This window comes from Vibrio sp. 397, assembly GCF_033339395.1.
In the GTDB taxonomy this organism is placed as follows: domain Bacteria; phylum Pseudomonadota; class Gammaproteobacteria; order Enterobacterales; family Vibrionaceae; genus Vibrio; species Vibrio alginolyticus.
Map to the genome: position 1 here is coordinate 543,256 of NZ_JAWOUN010000001.1, position 17,291 is coordinate 560,546.

At 44.4% G+C, this 17,291-nt stretch carries 17 protein-coding genes; 8 read left to right on the forward strand and 9 right to left on the reverse strand.

The window, feature by feature from the left end; translation table 11 throughout:
- Positions 1 to 28: 28 nt before the first annotated feature.
- Positions 29 to 934 (reverse strand): manganese-dependent inorganic pyrophosphatase, encoded by a 906-nt coding sequence (locus R7P36_RS02415; RefSeq protein WP_213899660.1) that lies wholly within the window; start codon positions 932 to 934, stop codon positions 29 to 31.
- Between the two features lie 186 nt (positions 935 to 1,120).
- Here R7P36_RS02415 and R7P36_RS02420 point away from each other — a divergent pair, with 186 nt between their 5' ends.
- Positions 1,121 to 2,335 (forward strand): putative manganese transporter, encoded by a 1,215-nt coding sequence (locus R7P36_RS02420; protein ID WP_005378133.1) that lies wholly within the window; start codon positions 1,121 to 1,123, stop codon positions 2,333 to 2,335.
- A 76-nt stretch (positions 2,336 to 2,411) separates the two neighbouring features.
- Here R7P36_RS02420 and R7P36_RS02425 read toward each other — a convergent pair whose 3' ends face one another.
- The 4 genes from R7P36_RS02425 to torE form a co-directional block, all read right to left on the reverse strand.
- Complete coding sequence (locus R7P36_RS02425) at positions 2,412 to 4,151, reverse strand: glycoside hydrolase family 36 protein (protein WP_213899661.1); 1,740 nt, start codon at positions 4,149 to 4,151, stop codon at positions 2,412 to 2,414.
- A gap of 197 nt (positions 4,152 to 4,348) precedes the next feature.
- On the reverse strand, positions 4,349 to 6,811 hold the full coding sequence (torA, locus tag R7P36_RS02430; RefSeq protein ID WP_172563319.1) for a trimethylamine-N-oxide reductase TorA: 2,463 nt from the start codon (positions 6,809 to 6,811) through the stop codon (positions 4,349 to 4,351).
- Between the two features lie 26 nt (positions 6,812 to 6,837).
- Entirely contained in the window at positions 6,838 to 8,022 is a 1,185-nt protein-coding gene (gene torC, locus R7P36_RS02435; RefSeq protein WP_005378139.1) for a pentaheme c-type cytochrome TorC, read from the reverse strand.
- Between the two features lie 50 nt (positions 8,023 to 8,072).
- A complete protein-coding gene (gene torE / locus R7P36_RS02440; protein ID WP_005378141.1) occupies positions 8,073 to 8,252 on the reverse strand; it encodes a trimethylamine N-oxide reductase system protein TorE in 180 nt (59 codons plus the stop codon).
- A 462-nt stretch (positions 8,253 to 8,714) separates the two neighbouring features.
- Between torE and R7P36_RS02445 the strand changes: the two genes are divergently transcribed.
- Together R7P36_RS02445 and R7P36_RS02450 are read left to right on the forward strand one after the other, a co-directional pair.
- Positions 8,715 to 9,527, forward strand: a complete 813-nt coding sequence (locus tag R7P36_RS02445) for an ABC transporter permease (protein ID WP_213899662.1) — start codon at positions 8,715 to 8,717, stop codon at positions 9,525 to 9,527.
- 354 nt (positions 9,528 to 9,881) lie between these two features.
- Positions 9,882 to 10,019 carry a hypothetical protein gene (locus R7P36_RS02450; protein WP_005378145.1) on the forward strand — a complete coding sequence of 46 codons (138 nt, stop codon included), beginning with the start codon at positions 9,882 to 9,884 and terminating at the stop codon, positions 10,017 to 10,019.
- Positions 10,020 to 10,104: 85 nt separating this feature from the next.
- On the opposite strand, the gene focA is transcribed toward R7P36_RS02450, so the two are convergent.
- On the reverse strand, positions 10,105 to 10,965 hold the full coding sequence (focA, locus tag R7P36_RS02455) for a formate transporter FocA (RefSeq protein WP_005378146.1): 861 nt from the start codon (positions 10,963 to 10,965) through the stop codon (positions 10,105 to 10,107).
- A gap of 299 nt (positions 10,966 to 11,264) precedes the next feature.
- Between focA and R7P36_RS02460 the strand changes: the two genes are divergently transcribed.
- Positions 11,265 to 11,498, forward strand: coding sequence for a TIGR02647 family protein (locus R7P36_RS02460; RefSeq protein ID WP_005387662.1), 234 nt, complete (start codon positions 11,265 to 11,267; stop codon positions 11,496 to 11,498).
- Between the two features lie 43 nt (positions 11,499 to 11,541).
- On the opposite strand, the gene R7P36_RS02465 is transcribed toward R7P36_RS02460, so the two are convergent.
- A complete protein-coding gene (locus tag R7P36_RS02465) occupies positions 11,542 to 11,988 on the reverse strand; it encodes a PACE efflux transporter (RefSeq protein WP_213899663.1) in 447 nt (148 codons plus the stop codon).
- An 89-nt stretch (positions 11,989 to 12,077) separates the two neighbouring features.
- Here R7P36_RS02465 and R7P36_RS02470 point away from each other — a divergent pair, with 89 nt between their 5' ends.
- The 3 genes from R7P36_RS02470 to R7P36_RS02480 are packed head-to-tail and all read left to right on the forward strand — an operon-like array spanning position 12,078 to position 14,437.
- The gene (locus R7P36_RS02470; RefSeq protein ID WP_005378151.1) at positions 12,078 to 12,956 is read left to right on the forward strand and encodes a LysR family transcriptional regulator; all 879 of its coding nucleotides are present in this window, start codon (positions 12,078 to 12,080) and stop codon (positions 12,954 to 12,956) included.
- An 18-nt stretch (positions 12,957 to 12,974) separates the two neighbouring features.
- A complete protein-coding gene (locus tag R7P36_RS02475) occupies positions 12,975 to 13,802 on the forward strand; it encodes an NAD-dependent epimerase/dehydratase family protein (protein ID WP_064353801.1) in 828 nt (275 codons plus the stop codon).
- Positions 13,799 to 14,437, forward strand: coding sequence for a YdcF family protein (locus R7P36_RS02480; protein WP_064353800.1), 639 nt, complete (start codon positions 13,799 to 13,801; stop codon positions 14,435 to 14,437). The genes R7P36_RS02475 and R7P36_RS02480 overlap by 4 nt, the downstream gene beginning before the upstream one ends.
- Before the next feature lie 60 nt (positions 14,438 to 14,497).
- Here the strand turns inward: R7P36_RS02480 and R7P36_RS02485 are convergent, their stop codons facing one another.
- Positions 14,498 to 15,076, reverse strand: a complete 579-nt coding sequence (locus R7P36_RS02485; RefSeq protein ID WP_064353799.1) for a thymidine kinase — start codon at positions 15,074 to 15,076, stop codon at positions 14,498 to 14,500.
- Positions 15,077 to 15,163: 87 nt separating this feature from the next.
- Positions 15,164 to 16,546: a cysteine--tRNA ligase gene (gene cysS, locus R7P36_RS02490; protein ID WP_005378155.1), complete on the reverse strand. Its 1,383-nt coding sequence runs from the start codon at positions 16,544 to 16,546 to the stop codon at positions 15,164 to 15,166.
- 202 nt (positions 16,547 to 16,748) lie between these two features.
- Between cysS and R7P36_RS02495 the strand changes: the two genes are divergently transcribed.
- Complete coding sequence (locus tag R7P36_RS02495; RefSeq protein WP_005378156.1) at positions 16,749 to 17,243, forward strand: peptidylprolyl isomerase; 495 nt, start codon at positions 16,749 to 16,751, stop codon at positions 17,241 to 17,243.
- Positions 17,244 to 17,291 lie beyond the last annotated feature (48 nt).

Genomic DNA, 17,291 nt, shown 5'->3' on the forward strand with positions numbered 1-17,291 from the left:
GCGGGCATTTAAAGTATATGCTAGAAAATTAAGCTAGCTCAGTTTGAAGCCAAGGCCAACCTTGCTTCTTACGGCTTAGCGTGTTTTCCATCATTAGCATGCCGTCTTTTTCGTGCTTAGCAAGCTTCTCAGCCCACTCACCTTTGTATAGAAGACGAGTTTGAGCAGTCGTGATGTCTGTTAGCATTACAGCAGCGAACGCTAGGTTATCTTTCTCACAACGAGATTCTAGGTCTGCTTCTAGTGCTTCGATCATACCGTCAACTTGCTCAAGAGTTGCAAGTTCAACTTGACCAACCACTACGTCACGACCGTTGAATGGGTAACCTTTAAGGTCTTTCTCAACAAGCTCAGCCGCTGATAGACCTTCGATGTTTGTTTTAGCAATTAGAAGATCTTTAGTGAACGCGTCAACATCTTGTACGTCTGCGATTGCCGCTAGTTCAGCAACGGCATCTTTGTCTTTTTGTGTACAAGTTGGAGAAGCAAAACCTACTGTGTCAGATAGAATTGCTGACATCATTAGCTTAGCAATTTGTGGAGTAATCGCGTGACCTTCAATCTTGAACATGTTGAATAGAACAGTGTTGGTACAACCAACAGGCCAGATCCATGCTTCCATTGGGTTTACTGTCATCACGTCACCTAGACGGTGGTGGTCAACAATACCCGCAATTTCAGCTTCTGCGATATCGTCTGGTGCTTGTGCTAGATCTGAGTAATCTACTAGCCAAACGGTCTCACCCGCAACTGATGTGCGAAGCTCAGGAACTTCAGCGCCAGCAACTTCTAGGATGTGCTGAGTTTCACGGTTGATTTCGCCTTGGCGAATTGGCATAGCTTCAACGCCACGCGCTTTTAGAAGTTCAGTTGCAACGAGTGCACTACAAATACTGTCACTGTCTGGGTTCTTATGACCTACAACTAGAATCATGTTTCTTCCTATTCAAGTCAATTTTATACGCCGCCTAATACAGTTAATTAGGGCGTGTTTGCTCACAAAGGCCGATACTTTACCTGATTTCAGAGAGTTTGACACGAAGAAAAATTCACAATGCTATTGCGAATAAATCTCATTTACATATAATGATAATTATTCCTATTTGCATTTGAGTAAACGATGAACGCGACCCAATTATTACACTCTGCACAACAGTTGTTTCAGCCTACTCAGTTTCGTTTAGCTTATAAGCGATTGCTGATCCCTATCGTCATGCTCATTTTGCTAGGCAATGAAAATACACGTGACGTAGCCGTACAGACGCTATCCGACTCATTCTGGGCAGTGTCATGCTATGTTGCTGCCACATTGGCTATTTATCATTATCTTTCAAACTTTATGTCGAAAACCAATCGAATTACCGAGCTATATCATCGCTCGCGTAATCATCAGGTTTTCTTTGCTTCTTTGTTGGGTGCTTTGCCTGGCTGTGGTGGCGCTATTGTTGTGACAACGCAATTTATTAGTGGCCGAGTGGGATTTGGTGCGATTGTCGCGGTACTTACTTCAACAATGGGTGACGCTGCCTTTTTACTTCTGGCCGCCAAACCAAGTGTTGGATTAGGCGTGGTTGGATTAGGCATTATCGTGGGTACTCTTTCAGGGTTAGTCGTTAATGCTTTTCATGCTGATAACTTTCTGCGACCAGAACCAAAAGAAGCACCTCAGACACATGCTTGTTGCCAACACCAGACAGACCGACACACGCCTCTTGAACAACGTGCAATCAATCTACAAGGCGCATTTTGGAAATGGCTTATTGTGCCTGCTAGTGTCGTTGCTGTGTTAATGTCTTTCCAAATAGATATTAATCAGTTGCTATCTTTGAAAGCCAACACCATTGAATGGCTGGGCGCTATCTTCGCGGTGATCACAATGTCATTATGGGCGATGACAAAAGAACTTGGCGATTATCAGTCAACGGTCTCTGAAGATGAAAAAATCGTGGACTCACACCCGATTCAAAAAGCAGCACAAGATACGAATTTCGTCAGTGCTTGGGTGATCGTTGCTTTTCTGGCGTTTGAGCTGACAACCTATTTTTCTGGACTCGACCTTGTAGAAACCTTTTCTCATTGGGGAATTTGGATGCCATTAGCTGGCCTAGCCATTGGTATGTTGCCTGGTTGCGGACCGCAAATTTTAGTCACTAGCCTATACATTTCTGGTGCAGCGCCACTTTCTGCGCAACTGGCCAATGCGATTTCTAACGATGGTGACGCCCTATTCCCCGCCATTGCTATGGCACCAAAAGCCGCTTTGGTCGCGACTATTTATTCGTCCATTCCTGCTTTTATCGTTGGATACGGGTATTACTTTTTATTCGAGTTCTAACGCTCAGAGCATCAAACGAGAAAGGAGCCGCAATAGGCTCCTTTCTTGTTCTTAGTATTGGGCGATTTGCTTCACGTTATGCCGTGACGATCGCTTTCGCATTTAGCCCTTTATCCACGCTCACCATTAATAACTGACAAGGTTCTTGGTTTAGCTTTTCCCCTGTCCAGTAATCATACCAGTCCACCGGTTGATCAGACGTCAGCGTAAATTCCATCGCTCCGTAACTCGCATAATTAAACAAACAATGGAGGTCATTCTTCGTCGTTAGTTTTAAAAACGCGTGATTTAAACTCAAAGCGGTAAACTTTGCAGATTGTTGGTTACGTTGTTGACGTAACATGAGCTTAGACAGTGTCTTCTTAGCAAACGGCGTAATCTCAGGGAGCGGGTCACCAGACAGCAGCAAACCACCACTCGCTAATAACACCGTGCGATGAAATTCATACTCTTCTCTGGATGCGGCTTGGTTAGCTAGTGAAGTGAATGTGGCGCAATCCGGGTCAATTTGCCACAGTTTTCGGTGCTGCCAACTACGGTAAAAGGTTTCTCTGGCTATCTGCTCGAATCGACGACTATGACGCTCTACATCGTCAGAAACACGCATTGCATCCACAAGTCCCAGAGATGGCCACATTGGCGCGTTACAGCCTAACAGCCATGCATCCCCTGCCCCTTTAGCGATCGCTTCCATACCCATGCGGTAGGCTTCTACACCGGTGACACCCGATTGGCTTCGTTTACCTTTTAACGTGCCCCAGTAGTTTGCGTCTAATTTGAATAGCTCAACACCCCACTCTTGACGCATAACAGAGACCACATGAGTTAGGTGCTCTTGCACTTCAGGGTTTGAAGTATCGAGAATGTACCAAGGCGTGCATCGCCAACCACCGTATGTGACATCTTCTGCTTTAAGTAAGCCATCATCCTTGTGGCGAACAAACCAATCTGGATGCTGTTTGAAGATCTCCGACTCAGGTTGAGCAATAAAGGGCGCCATCCAAATCGCCGGCTTTTTGCCTTTTGCACGGATACTATGAATGAGCTCTTTCACACCACCAGAAAACTTATCCGATGGGATTAACCAATCGCCCATAAAGGCTTGATAGCCATCATCCAGAAGTACCCACTCTAGGTCTTCGAGCTTATCTTGCATGCAATCAACGTTCTGCATGATGTTTTGCTCTGTCACGTCTGCGTAGTACGCATACCACGAACACCAACCAACAGGCGCATCTTGTGTCACACCTTGGCGAACAGGATGATGCTCTGCAATCATCTCGCCATAGGTTTGATAAAGCTCGGACAGCGATTGACCACAGAGTACCGCCACGGATTCAAGTTGATTACTTTCCCAATCCGCCACTTGAGTCAACTCACCATCAATTGCGGCTGATAAAACCCAATGCCCATCACGCAGTACAACATCAAAATAGCCAGCAAAGCGATGACATGATGTGAAGCCATACAATGTGTAGCCAGCCGAGCCTTCCACCACTAAATAGTTGTAATAACGCTTAGGGGCATCTTTAGGGTAGATTCGATAAGAAGGATTATTGTCTGGGCAGCGACCAATATCAACGGGGTGATTGATCGTTCCCGCCGTTTGCGCCAACATTTGAAAACCATCCCCAATTACGTTGGCCTCGTGCTCGTACAAAAACGGCATTTCGAGCAACACTTCACGGTCGGTAAAGGTTTTATTGTGAATACCAGCAAAAGAAAAATGTAATTGATTACCCTCGACTTCAACTTGGAAGTCATTGTTATTCACAGTGATCTCAGTGTGATTTGCTAATTGAATGCTCTGAGCCATAATGGGTCTACTCACTTAATTATTATTGTTTAGCTTGGCGCATTATCTCCTGCTTGTCTCACCCAATTCGTTACCATCATCACGAATACCAGTCTCGTTTAACGTTATGAAGTTACTATTGAGACAACGCTCACTGAAATTTTGATAAAAAATACCAGCCCTGAGGCTGGTATTTCGATTTATGCAAACTGCACTAATTAAGCAACTTCGATCGGACCACCAAATGAAGTGACTGGCGGCACTTTACCTGTGAACTTCTCGAAGTCTACGATACATGTGTTCGCAGAAGTCGCCTGTGCAAGCTCAGAAGAACCGATGTCTTGCGTTAGCGTGTTAGGATCACCGTAGGTACAGATTGCGCCTTCTTTCTCGTTTAGAGGACCGTACCATGCACCTTCTTCGATACGAATAACGCCACGTGGGTAGCTGTCAGTCAAAACAGCACCAGCTAATAGCTGACCACGACCGTTGAATACGCGTACCAAGTCACCGTCTTTGATGCCTTTTGCTTTTGCATCGATTGGGTTGATGTAAACAGGCTCACGACCTTGCACCGCGTATGTCGCGCGGAACTCTTCAGACTCACACATTTGAGAGTGCAGACGCTTGTCTGGGTGACAAGACTGCAACCAGAATGGGTATTTGTCTGAACCAGGGCCACCGTGTGAACGCTCTGATTTTTCGAACCACATTGGGTGCTCTTGACAGTGTTCGTAACCGTAACGGCCGATCTTACGTGATGTAATCTCGATGAAGCCAGACGGTGTACCTAGAGGGTTAAGCTCAGGGTCTTTACGGAAGTCCGCGTGACGAACCCAAGGTTTACCTTCACCGAAGTCTAGTACGCTCTTCTCCCAGAACTCATTGAATTCTGGCATTTCGAACTTACCTTCGTTCGCTTTCTTACAATCGTTGTATAGGCTTTCGATCCACTCCATCTCGCTCATACCACGAGTGTATTCTTCGCGGCGACCAAAACGCTGAGTTAGTTCACTCATGATTTGGAAGTCAGGCTTAGATTGGAACAATGGATCGACGAGACGATGCATCGCGATCAGACCTTTGTTCGAGTATGAACCGTACACGTCGATGTCGTTACGTTCCCATTGCGTACACGCAGGTAGAACGATGTCAGAGAAACGACATGTTGCAGTCCAAGCAAACTCGATCGTTACAACCGTTTGAAGTTTGCGGAACGCTTTCTTCATGCGGTTACGATCTTGATGGTGGTGCCATGGGTTACAACCCGAGATAACCATCATCTTGAAGTCTGGCAGTTTCACTTTACCGCCGTTGTAGTTGATCTCTTTGCCAGGTTCTAGCAGACAGTCGATCCAACGTGCAACTGGGATAGTACGACTGTAACCGTTAAAGTCGTTGTTGTCCCACTTCGGTTTCATACCTTGGTCAAGGTTACGAGGGAAACCACCAGGGCCCGCGAAACCAGTAGAAGGCACACCGATACTTGAGTAATGGTGACCGTAAGAGATACCACCGCCAGGTAGACCGATTTGACCAACCATTGCAGCAACCACAGCCGCTGCCCAGTATGGCTGCTCACCGTGCTCTTGACGCTGGATACACCAACCCATCAGGATCTGTGTACGACCGCTGACTAGCATGCGTGCGAATTCACGGATCTTGTCCGCTTTCACGCCACAAATCGCTGCTGCCCATTCAGGCGTCTTCTCTACTTTGTCTTTTGTCTTACCTTGAACGTATTGAATGAACTCTTCAAAGCCTAGACAGTAAGTATCAATGAACTTCTTATCGTACAGGTTTTCGTTGTACAACACGTGTGCCACAGCGAGCATGAACGCTACGTCTGTCAGCGGGTTGATGTACAAGTGATCGTTCTCTAAGTAGCGCTGAGTTTTGTTCTTCACTGGGTCTACAGATAGAACGTTGATCTCACCTTTCGCCACTTTTTCTTTTAGTTGTGCAAGGTACTTAAACGACTCATGCGTTTCACAGTTCCAACCTACTTGAAGGTTTTTCACTGGGTCGTTAGCCCAAAGAACGATGTTGTCAGAGTTTTCTAGGATCTCAGACCAAGACGTACCTTGTGCGTAAACTTCGGTTGAACCTAGCACGTAAGGCATAATGGTTTGGCCTGCACCCGTCGAGTAGTCACCTACTTTCGTGATGAAGTTGCCGTGCATACCCACTGCACGTTGCATGTGCGCGGTACAGTTGTTAAATGAACCCGTTTGGTTCCAACCTGTTTGACCTGCATGCAGCGCCCATGGGCCGTAGTCTTTTTGAATACGTTCTAGCTCACGGTAGAACAAGTCTAGCGCTTCATCCCAAGTTACTCGGATGAAACGGTTGTTACCGCGAGTATCTGCGCTGTATTTATGTTTCTTCAACCAATCTAGACGAACCATTGGATAACGAACACGTGAAGGGCTGTAGATAATACCCTTAATGCCGTTCAACATTTCTGTTGGGTTTTTGTCTAGCTCTAGCGGCTTGATCTCTTGAACTTTACCCGCGTAGATGTGGGCGCGGAACGCGCCCCAGTGAGAACCGGTTACTTTCCAAGTACCTGTCGTCTCAACGGCATTTGCAGAGGCGGACGCCAATAAGCTAGGACCAATTACTGACGCTGCACTTGTGGTTGCTACACCTTTAAGAAAACTTCTTCGTGTAATAGCCATTTAAAATTACTCCAATCCGACGCTTATTAGTGGTGACCTTCAGCATAATCTGAAGAGTGTTTCTGTAGATACTTCAAGATCAGTGCTTCACTGTCTGTATCTAGGTTAACGAACGCCAACATACCGTCGAACATACCTGGCCAGGTGTTCGCGTCGAAGTGCGCTTCCGCAGGTTGAGTGTGACATACAGAACAATTGGTCTTGTAGGCTTCACGAGATTTTTCCCAAACAGGATTGATGTCGTTCAGCATAGACTCTTTCTTAATCCATACTTTCGCCGCTACTTTTTCCCAAGGAAGGCCTGTTAACTCATCCACTTTTTTCTCACCAGTCGTCACAATGTTGCTGTCTGTTGCTGCTTCTTTCATCAGAGACGCAGTCGCAATGTTCTTACCGAAGTCTTCTTGAATTACACGACCAAAACCTTTTGCTTTGCGCCAACCGTCAATTTCGATCTCAACAAACTCGCCTTTGTCTTCAAGAACTTTAACGGTCGATGCAGGATTAAGAAGACCAGCTTCTTTACTGCCTTGCGCATCAAAGTAAATTGGTAGGTGACGAACGCTCACGAGTTGCTGACCAACGCCGTAATCAGTGTTAGAAGTCATACCCTCTAGATCACCCACGATACCGCCAATGCTGTCCATGCCTGCTGGTAGGTTGTGCGCAATACCCTTGTGACAGTCAACGCAGCTTTGATCTTTCTCAGCGGCTTGCTTCATTTGGATACGAGCCGTAGGAGACATTTGCTCGAAATCCATCGATTCGTAGTTGTGACAGTTTTTACACTCCAGAGATTTGTTTGCCGAGAAACGATCCCATTCGTGTTTAGCAAGTTCGATACGACGCTCTTCGAACACACCCGGTTCGTCGTAGTTGCCAAATACTTGTGCAAATACTTCTTTAGAAGCTTGCATCTTACGAGCGATCTTATCTGTCCAGTTATGTGGAACGTGACAATCAGGGCAGGTAGCACGAACACCAGAGTGGTTTTTCCAGTGCACCGTTTCTTGTAGCTCAACGTACACGTTGTCACGCATTGTGTGACAACTAATACAGAATTCTTCTGTGTTGGTTGCTTCTAGAGCGGTGTTAAAGCCACCCCAAAAGATAACACCAGCAATAAAGCCGCCCATAGTCAGCACACCTAGGCTGATATGTACAGCTGGGCGCGTCATAGTACGCCACAGTTTAATGATTAATGATTTCATTATTTGCTCTCTTAAAATCTTTTCAAAAGTGTGGTTATGAGCTCACTGGCTTACATGCCGTGCGCGCCTGGAGGTCCAAAGAAGAAGACTTGCAACATCCAAACGATGAACCCGTAGCCGCCAACAAAGGCCACACTCAGAATTGGGAAGAGAACAACTGCAATGAAGAGGAACGACTTCCACTCCAGGGAGCGTTTTTCACCACTCTCAATTTTATTAACATCACTCATACATTTGCCTATTTTGTATCTAGTGTTATTGAAAAGCCCGCGTAACCAAGCTTAAGTTTTTTACAATCTCTAATGGAAAATGTTAGACCATACTAATAGTAGGGTTCAATCAAATAAGCGACCTCAGACCTTGTAATTCAACACTTTTTTGAGCTCATCCAGAGATATGATGGATTGATGTTATTTATTAAAAAACATGAACAGATGTGACAAAATAAGTCTTTTAAGGAGTTGTTAAATAAACAACATTTAAGAAACATCGATCACATTTAAATCGTAATTACCATGCCATAAATCGACTTAAAAACTCCGAAAAAGATAACCACTTGTAAACAGAATGCTGCGTATTAATGTCTAAAATAGCACTCAAGGTTTACTTTAAGAACAGCAAAAAGTGCACATAGTGGTTCATATAAAGGGGAGGCTTAGATACAATTATTCGCGTATTTTCAAGGAGCGATTATGGATAACGTGGTGGATATAAGCTGGGTCAAACTGGCACTGTTTGGTTTGATTTTATTGGTCCCCTTCTTTATCAATGCCCGCTACAAATTAGGGATAGCAAAAGACACGATAATCAGTGTTATCCGAATGACATTTCAGCTCATATTGATTGGCGTGTATTTAGAATATCTTTTTCAATTAAACAGTTTACTTGTCAATATACTTTGGCTTGCCATCATGCTACTGATTGGTGCCAGCTCAATTGCGGGAAAAGCTCAGTTACCTAAAAAGCCACTTATGCGTCCGCTACTAACGGGCCTTACCTGTGGTCTAATACCACTTCTGATTGCAATTACAGCAGGCCTAGTGCAACCATCCCCTATTTACAATGCGCAGTACATGATCCCACTTGCTGGTATGTTATTGGGTAACAGCTTGAGTAGTAATATCATCGCTCTTCAGAACTTGTTTACGGCTTTTGAGCAGAGACAAGCAGAATATGAGGCTGCAATCTCACTTGGAGCCTCTCCTCGCTACGCATCCTTCCCCTTCATTCAGGAGGCTCTTAGAAAGTCCCTTGCCCCGACTTTAGCTTCTATGGCCACTACAGGGCTGGTTACCTTACCGGGTATGATGACCGGTCAAATTCTAGGTGGCGCGAGCCCGATGGTTGCGATTAAATACCAGTTAGTAATTATGCTGGCTATTTTCGTTATGTTGAGTGCCTCCGTAACCATAACGTTAGAAATGACATTGCGCTGGGTACAAACCAAAGAAGGCCGAATCAAGATAAAAATCGAGCAACCCGAATCGACCAAAACTCACGGTTAGTTGGCGCTTGTGGGTAAAGCCCGTTAAACAACTTATGGTGCCAAGTCGAACGTACTTATAACTGAATAACTCAACTATTCTTCGAGCACTCATCAAGACGCTTTCAGATGAAAAGTCAGGCAGAATTCTTTTTGATATAAGCCTCTAATTTTATGAAATTTTCTTTGCAAGTTTAGATACGCACGACCTTTGATACAGGTTATCCACAGAAAATGTGGATAAGCCCCCAAAACCCATACGCAACCAGAAACATAGCAACATAAGTGATCAATCGAATCGTCATGCATTGATCACGTGACTGACATGTTCTAATTTTAAAGTAAAGGCAGTGACCACAAACTTGGAGAGACGTACATGGATGTCTTAATGATCAAAGAAAATTACGATGAACTCCTGTCCGATGCACCTCTGGATTGGCTCGTTCAAGAACCAAAGGAAGTAACTTCTCATTGGCTCCCAACCGATTTTGGCATCAACGAAGAGTTGATTTAACATGACTCGACTTATTTGACATTTGCAGAGACAAATAAAAAGAAAGGCGAACCATCTGGTTCGCCTTTCTTGTGATCTTCTAAACTTATCGCAAATGGTTATCTTCATCGCGTAGATAAATCATCCAATACCACATGCCAACAAATACGCCACCACCAATAATGTTTCCTATCGTAACAGGAATTAGGTTGTTTACGATGAACCCCATCATGTTTAAGTCCGCGTAGTTTGCAATATCTGCCCCTGTCATTTGCCAAAACGCTTCTGGCGCAAAGTACTTAATACCAATCGCCATAGGTACTTGGAACATGTTCGCAATACAGTGCTCAAAACCTGCCGACACGAACATAGCCACAGGCAAAATCATGACCGCTATTTTATCTGTCAATGTTCGCCCACTAAACGTCATCCAAACTGCAATACAAACTAATACGTTACACATAATGCCAAGCGCAACAGCAGCAAAGAAACCATGATGTAATTTGTGTTGGGAGATCGCCATCGCGTTAAGACCAACTTGGCCATGATCAAACATATATTGCTTGGTAACTAGCATACAGGCCACGAGCAAAATGGCCCCAACCATATTGCCAAAGTAAACCACCAACCAGTTTTTGATAAGTGCTTGCCAAGAGATTTTTCCACTCGCACGCGCAACTAGTGTCAGCACAGAGCTAGTGAAAAGCTCGCCGCCAGTAACCACCACCAAAATCAAACCAAGGCTAAATGCCAGACCACCAATGAGTCGTGTAATGCCCCAAGGCAGCTCGCCTGCGCCTGTCGTTACCGTGGTATAGAAGATGAAAGCAATACCAATATGAAGCCCCGCAGAAATGGCGAGCAGAAAAGATTTGATTGGAGCTTTCGTTGCTTTGCCTACCCCCACTTCAGCCGCGCGTTCCGCAGCTTGTGGCGGTAATAGTGAGTCAAACTGATTAAAGTTCATTCTGGTGTAACATTTAGAAACATTTAAAGAGGCGCGGATAATCGCTCTATTTCCCTATTTTTTCAAGTGCTATTTGGCGTGTTTACTAAAATCGTTGTTATTGGGAGATCAAGCAATAAATAGCGCCTATCATTCGCTACCGTAAGTATCATTGATACTTAACAAGTATTCGGCCTTTCGAACAAAGATCCTGCGTTATATCAGCCTGATAGCGCCATACTTAACACTTCTTGTCGTTGAATGTTGCCCAACGCTACTTTTCAGACTAGCTTGGTAAAAAAAGCGCAAAGGAATCATTTATGAAATATTCAGCTGAACATATCGCCGAATTGAATCTACTTCTTCAGTTCGACCTAAGTAGTGCTGCAACTGGTATTAAAGTTCATACAGACGCGTCAGAAGAAATGCAGGCAGCCGTTGCTCGTCTATATAAGAAGCAACTTTGTACACAGCCTGACGGTGGTTATCTAACAGACGAAGGCATTGAAGTTGCAGAACATGCAGATAAGATTTTGAGAGTTCTGTCTGTGTAATTTGAACAAAAAACGCCACCGAACTCGGTGGCGTTTTTTAGTCCTATATTTTTCCTGTCGATGCCTGTGGCAATAATCGCTTTTTCATTTTGCTAAATGGTTGAACCTTGTCATACAACCAGTTAAAACCAGTGGCATAAAATAGGAAGAAAACGAGGAAGCCGGCTTCCAGCATCAGAGCTTGAAGAAGCGTAATTTCTAAGAACCAGGCAATCACAGGTAGAGAGATAAAGATTAATCCTCCCTCGAAACCAATAGTGTGTCCAAGCCGCATCGCTAAACTTCGCTCAGCTCGATTGTCACCAAACCACTTATCAAAATACAAGTTGTAGATGTAGTTCCATATCACGGTATACATGCTCAACCCGACCCCAACCAACGCGAGATCACTAGAACCCTTTCCAGTGATCAATGAAGCCGCTGGTACAATAATCGCGAGTGCGATTAACTCAAAAAGTACTGCATGAAAAATTCGTTCGTTACAAGTCATATTTCTCTGTCCAAATAGTTCTACTCAATGCTTAGAATTTTATCTATCATTTAGATAACCAAAAGTTAGATACCATCGGTTTAAGCGATATGTTTACCATCGAACAACTGCAAGCTTTCATTGCTACATCAGAAGCAGGATCATTTTCAGGAGCAGCTAGAAAACTGGGGCGAGCTCAATCTGTAGTGAGCCAGCACATCATGAATATGGAGATCGACTGTGGTGTTGAGCTTTTCGATCGATCAGGCAGGTACCCTAAATTAACTGAGAATGGCCTCGCGCTCGTACCTTATGCACAAGCAACAATCAGCCAACTCGACCGCCTAAACAATAGGGCATCGCAGCTCTTTTCCACGCCAACGAACAAATTAGTCTTAGCTATTGATGAAGGGATTCCTCTGACTCGCTTGCCGGATGTGCTAAAGAAGTTAGAGCAACGCTTTCCACACTTACAAGTTGAATGCTTAACGGCTTCAAGCCCTGATATCATTGAATTGGTTAAGTCGGAACGCGCCACGACTGGGATTATTTTGAGTGATTTACAAATGCCAAGACACATCGATTTCACCAATCTTGGCAATATTGCATTTGATGTCTATGTCTCTTCAACACATCCTTTAGCAAAGCAGCAAATCACTCACATTGATCAACTAAAACAACATCGTCAATTGGTCATACGATCCAAAAGTGCAGAGCCATGTGGTCTCAATCAAGCATTTAGCCCAGATATCTGGTACGCTGATAACTACTATATTTTGTTGGAATTGGCGAATAAAGGGTTTGGTTGGTGCTTTCTACCACAGCATTTAGTCGCGTATTCACCTAATACATTAAAAAAGGTTGGGGATGATTTCACAAAACTGGCTTGGCAAGTCAATGTTGACCTTATTCAGCACCAGAAATGGCATTCAGATCCCCTCCATCAACAAGCCAAAGCAGAACTGCTCAACCTATTCGGGCAGACATAAGTAAGTAGGAAGACCCAAATGGCAAATACATTGATCGTAGGTGCAGGCTGGCTCGGAACTCCGCTAGCAGAAACATTGATGAAAGATGGACACTATGTTGTCGTCACTCGTCGTAGCCAAACTCGATTAAAAGAGTTACCCACCTCATTAACTCACTCCGCATTGTTCGATTTCAATCAATTGAACGCCACAGCACGGCTAGATGAGTTGCTCAAACAGCATCAAATTACGCACGTTATCGGTGCTTTTCCTCCAGGGTTTCGTAAAGGACGCGGTCAAGAATATGCCCAGCAATGGCAAATACTTGCCAACGCAGCTAAGCAAAACAACGTTGAAAAACTTCTCATGATCAGCTCTACCACGGTTTACCCTAACCTTGCTTCCGATATGGAAGAAGCTGACGCGTCACTCTCTTTAGCAGCCGAAAGCCCTTATTTCTCTGATAATGCACGTATTATGCTTCAAGCAGAGCAGCATGTTATCGACTCGAATATTAGCTTTGTTATTCTACGTTGTAGCGGATTAATCGGGCCAGATAGACACCCATCTCGCTTTGCAGCAAGGCTTCAACAAGTTAGTCGTAAAGCACCAGCTAATATGCTTCATCAAGATGATGCTGTCTCGGCTGCGAAATTTGCCTTAGGCAATTTAAGCAACCAAGTCATTAATGTGACGACACCTCATACTGTCAGCAAGGCTGAGTTCTACCAAGCTGCCATAAACAAAATCGGAAGTGAGATACCTCTTCCACCCGTCACAGAGCAAGCTGACAAGCGTATTCTTGCTGACAAACTACTCTCACTTGGTTATCGATTTCACTTCAATTCAACTTTGGATGCGCTATGAGACTCTATAGACATATAGAAACGCTTTGGGATTACATGCAACTCAAACATAAACTGAAGCCTGCGGACTGTTTGTTTGTGATGTGCAGTAATGATGTGCGTGTAGCGGAGCACGCTGCCAAGCTCTACCACCAAAAGTTGGCACCTTTGATTGTATTTTCAGGGGGTGAAGGTCGCTTCACAGATGGACTGTTTGAAAAAAGCGAAGCAGAAACCTTTGCCGAGATTGCAAAGATGTCGGGCGTTCCAAGTGAAGCAATTTTGCTCGAAACTGAATCCACAAACAGTGGAGAAAATGTTCGCTTTACTGAGCAACGATTAAAAGAGGAAGGAAAACAGTGTTTCTCGTTTATTCTGGTACAAAAACCGTTTATGGAGCGTAGAGCAATCGCGACATTTGAAAAACAGTGGCAGTCACCCTACACTCAGCTCCAAGTAAGCTCTGCGGCTCTTCCATTTTTTGAATACATTAATGAAGACATGCCATTAATGATGGTGCTAGAAGCACTAATGGAAGATTTCTCTCGCGTAAAAAGCTATCCAGAGAAAGGATTTCAAACCAAGCAGAACATCCCTCATCAAGTTGAATCTTCTTACCAGGTTTTACTCGAGCGGTTTGGTTTTGACTTAGGCTAGCTTTTTCTAACCGACAACAAAAAGCCACCAAGTACGGTGGCTTTTCTGTATCAATACGGCTTATTTACCGAGCGCTTCTTTGTAATGTTGGCGGCATACGGAGACATACTTATCGTTACCGCCGATCGCAACTTGATCGCCTTCTTTAATTGCCACGCCGTGTTCATCGGTACGAATAACCATATTCGCTTTGCGGCCACAATGGCAGATTGTTTTGAGCTCAACCAGCTTGTCTGCCCAAGATAATAGATACTTACTGCCTTCAAAAAGTTCGCCTAGAAAATCGGTGCGAAGGCCGTAACACAATACTGGAATATGCAACTTATCAACGACTTCAGTAAGTTGATAAACTTGTTCTTTCGACAAGAACTGACACTCATCAACAAGAATACAGTGACGTTTTTCAACCTCATTCAGACCTGCGATCTCTTGATACAAATTGGTATCCTGACGAAATAAATGTGCGTCAGATTGAAGACCAATACGAGAGCTCACTTTACCGACACCAAAACGATCATCTAGCGCAGCCGTAAAAATAACTGGCGTCATGCCGCGTTCTTGATAGTTGAAAGAGGATTGAAGAAGCGTTGTTGATTTACCCGCATTCATTGCTGAGTAATAGAAATACATCTGAGCCACAGAGCATTACCTAAAGTTAAAGTTTTAATTTATGGAAATGGAAAATAAAAGGGCTGAATTATCAGCCCTTTAAAAATGAAAATTCAATTACTTACGACGCCACGTTGTGCCTTCTGGACCATCTTCCAGAACAATGCCCATTTCGGTCAGCTTGTCACGAGCCATATCTGCATTCGCCCAATCTTTCGCAGCGCGAGAGTCATTACGTAGCTTGATCAGAGCTTCGATTTCAGCCACTTCATCATCGTTACCCGCATCACCTTTTAGGAAGGCTTCAGGATCTTGGTGAAGAATACCGATCACGTCAGCCAGTTCACGCATTAGCGCACCGAGTTCGCTCGCTTTCTCTAGGTTTTCTGTCTTCAGGCGGTTAACTTCTCGCGCCATATCGAACAGTACTGAGTACGCTTCTGGTGTATTGAAGTCATCGTTCATCGCTGCTGTAAAGCGAGATACGTACTCTTCACCACCAGCAGGAGCAGCATTTAGATCCAAACCACGTAGAGATGTGTACAGGCGCTCAAGCGAAGCACGTGCTTGGTTTAGGTTATCTTCGCTGTAGTTTAACTGGCTACGGTAGTGACCAGACATTAGGAAGTAACGAACTGTTTCAGCATCGTAGTGACCAAGAACGTCACGGATAGTAAAGAAGTTACCTAGAGATTTAGACATCTTCTCACGATCTACCATTACCATGCCGCTGTGCATCCATGTGTTCACGTATTGTGTATCGTGTGCACAGCATGATTGTGCGATTTCATTTTCATGGTGTGGGAACTGAAGGTCAGAACCACCGCCGTGAATGTCGAAGTGGTTACCTAGGATTGAAGAGTTCATTGCTGAACACTCAATGTGCCAACCTGGACGACCTGGACCCCATGGTGACTCCCACGTTGGTTCACCCGGCTTTGACATCTTCCAAAGTACAAAGTCTAGAGGGCTGCGTTTTGCTGTTTCGATATCAACGCGCGCGCCAGCTTGAAGCTGATCAAGGTCTTGCTTAGAAAGCTTGCCGTATTCGTTGAATTTACCTACCTCAAACATTACGTCACCGTTATCTGCAACGTATGCAAAACCGCGCTCGATTAGCTTCTCAACCAATTCGATGATTTCAGCAATAAACTGTGTCGCACGAGGTTCAACGTCCGGACGTTTCATGTTCAGCGCATCAAAATCAGCGTGCATTTCACCAATCAAACGCTCAGTCAATGAATCGCAAGACTCACCATTTTCTGCGGCACGTTTGATGATCTTATCGTCGATATCTGTGATGTTACGTACAAACGTCAGATCGTAGCCCAAGTAGCGAAGGTAACGTGATACAACGTCAAAAGAGACGAAAGTGCGACCGTGACCAATGTGACAGAGATCGTAGATGGTAACTCCACAGACATACATACCGACTTTGCCAGCTGTAATTGGTTTGAATTCCTCTTTCTGTCTTGTGAGTGTGTTATATATCTTTAACATGATCTCTATCTATGATTGTGAATGAATAAAAGAAGATGAGTATATCAACTCCAACCTAGTTAGGTAATAGCAATTAACCGATAAAACGATAATCGGCTAAACTTCAAGCACAAAACGAAGAATTTCCTCTTCCTGAGTTTTTAAAGCACTAGAACTTAGGCTAGAATCTCGGGCTCAACACAACACAGTAAAGGAAAGTAGCATGATCACCCTTCACACTAATTTTGGTGACATCAAGATTCAACTAAACGAAGAGAAAGCGCCAGAGACAAGCGCAAACTTCCTTCAGTACTGCCGCGACGGTTTCTACGACAACACGCTTTTCCACCGTGTTATTGACGGCTTCATGATCCAAGGTGGTGGTATGGAGTCTGGTCTACGTGAAAAAGCGACTCGTGCACCTATCAAGAACGAAGCAAACAATGGCCTTAGCAACAAAGTGGGTACACTTGCTATGGCACGTACTATGGAGCCGCATTCAGCAAGCTCTCAGTTCTTCATCAACGTAAACAACAACACATTCCTAGACTTCCGTAGCGAAAGCCTAGATGGTTGGGGTTACTGTGTGTTCGGTGAAGTAATCGAAGGCATGGACATCGTAAATAAGATCAAAGGCGTTAGCACTGGTTCTTACGGCATGCACCAAGACGTACCTCTAGAAGACGTAGTAATCACTGGTACAACAATTGAAGAGTAATTCTTAGGAATTATTTTTAAAAGATAAGTTAATGGGGAGGCATAGCTT

Excerpts from the sequence above, each read along its gene's own strand:
- R7P36_RS02415 (WP_213899660.1), bottom strand. The coding sequence starts at position 934 with ATGATTCTAGTTGTAGGTCATAAGAACCCAGACAGTGACAGTATTTGT.
- R7P36_RS02420 (WP_005378133.1), top strand. The coding sequence starts at position 1,121 with ATGAACGCGACCCAATTATTACACTCTGCACAACAGTTGTTTCAGCCT.
- R7P36_RS02425 (WP_213899661.1), bottom strand. The coding sequence starts at position 4,151 with ATGGCTCAGAGCATTCAATTAGCAAATCACACTGAGATCACTGTGAAT.
- torA (WP_172563319.1), bottom strand. The coding sequence starts at position 6,811 with ATGGCTATTACACGAAGAAGTTTTCTTAAAGGTGTAGCAACCACAAGT.
- torC (WP_005378139.1), bottom strand. The coding sequence starts at position 8,022 with ATGAAATCATTAATCATTAAACTGTGGCGTACTATGACGCGCCCAGCT.
- torE (WP_005378141.1), bottom strand. The coding sequence starts at position 8,252 with ATGAGTGATGTTAATAAAATTGAGAGTGGTGAAAAACGCTCCCTGGAG.
- R7P36_RS02445 (WP_213899662.1), top strand. The coding sequence starts at position 8,715 with ATGGATAACGTGGTGGATATAAGCTGGGTCAAACTGGCACTGTTTGGT.
- R7P36_RS02450 (WP_005378145.1), top strand. The coding sequence starts at position 9,882 with ATGGATGTCTTAATGATCAAAGAAAATTACGATGAACTCCTGTCCGAT.
- focA (WP_005378146.1), bottom strand. The coding sequence starts at position 10,965 with ATGAACTTTAATCAGTTTGACTCACTATTACCGCCACAAGCTGCGGAA.
- R7P36_RS02460 (WP_005387662.1), top strand. The coding sequence starts at position 11,265 with ATGAAATATTCAGCTGAACATATCGCCGAATTGAATCTACTTCTTCAG.
- R7P36_RS02465 (WP_213899663.1), bottom strand. The coding sequence starts at position 11,988 with ATGACTTGTAACGAACGAATTTTTCATGCAGTACTTTTTGAGTTAATC.
- R7P36_RS02470 (WP_005378151.1), top strand. The coding sequence starts at position 12,078 with ATGTTTACCATCGAACAACTGCAAGCTTTCATTGCTACATCAGAAGCA.
- R7P36_RS02475 (WP_064353801.1), top strand. The coding sequence starts at position 12,975 with ATGGCAAATACATTGATCGTAGGTGCAGGCTGGCTCGGAACTCCGCTA.
- R7P36_RS02480 (WP_064353800.1), top strand. The coding sequence starts at position 13,799 with ATGAGACTCTATAGACATATAGAAACGCTTTGGGATTACATGCAACTC.
- cysS (WP_005378155.1), bottom strand. The coding sequence starts at position 16,546 with ATGTTAAAGATATATAACACACTCACAAGACAGAAAGAGGAATTCAAA.
- R7P36_RS02495 (WP_005378156.1), top strand. The coding sequence starts at position 16,749 with ATGATCACCCTTCACACTAATTTTGGTGACATCAAGATTCAACTAAAC.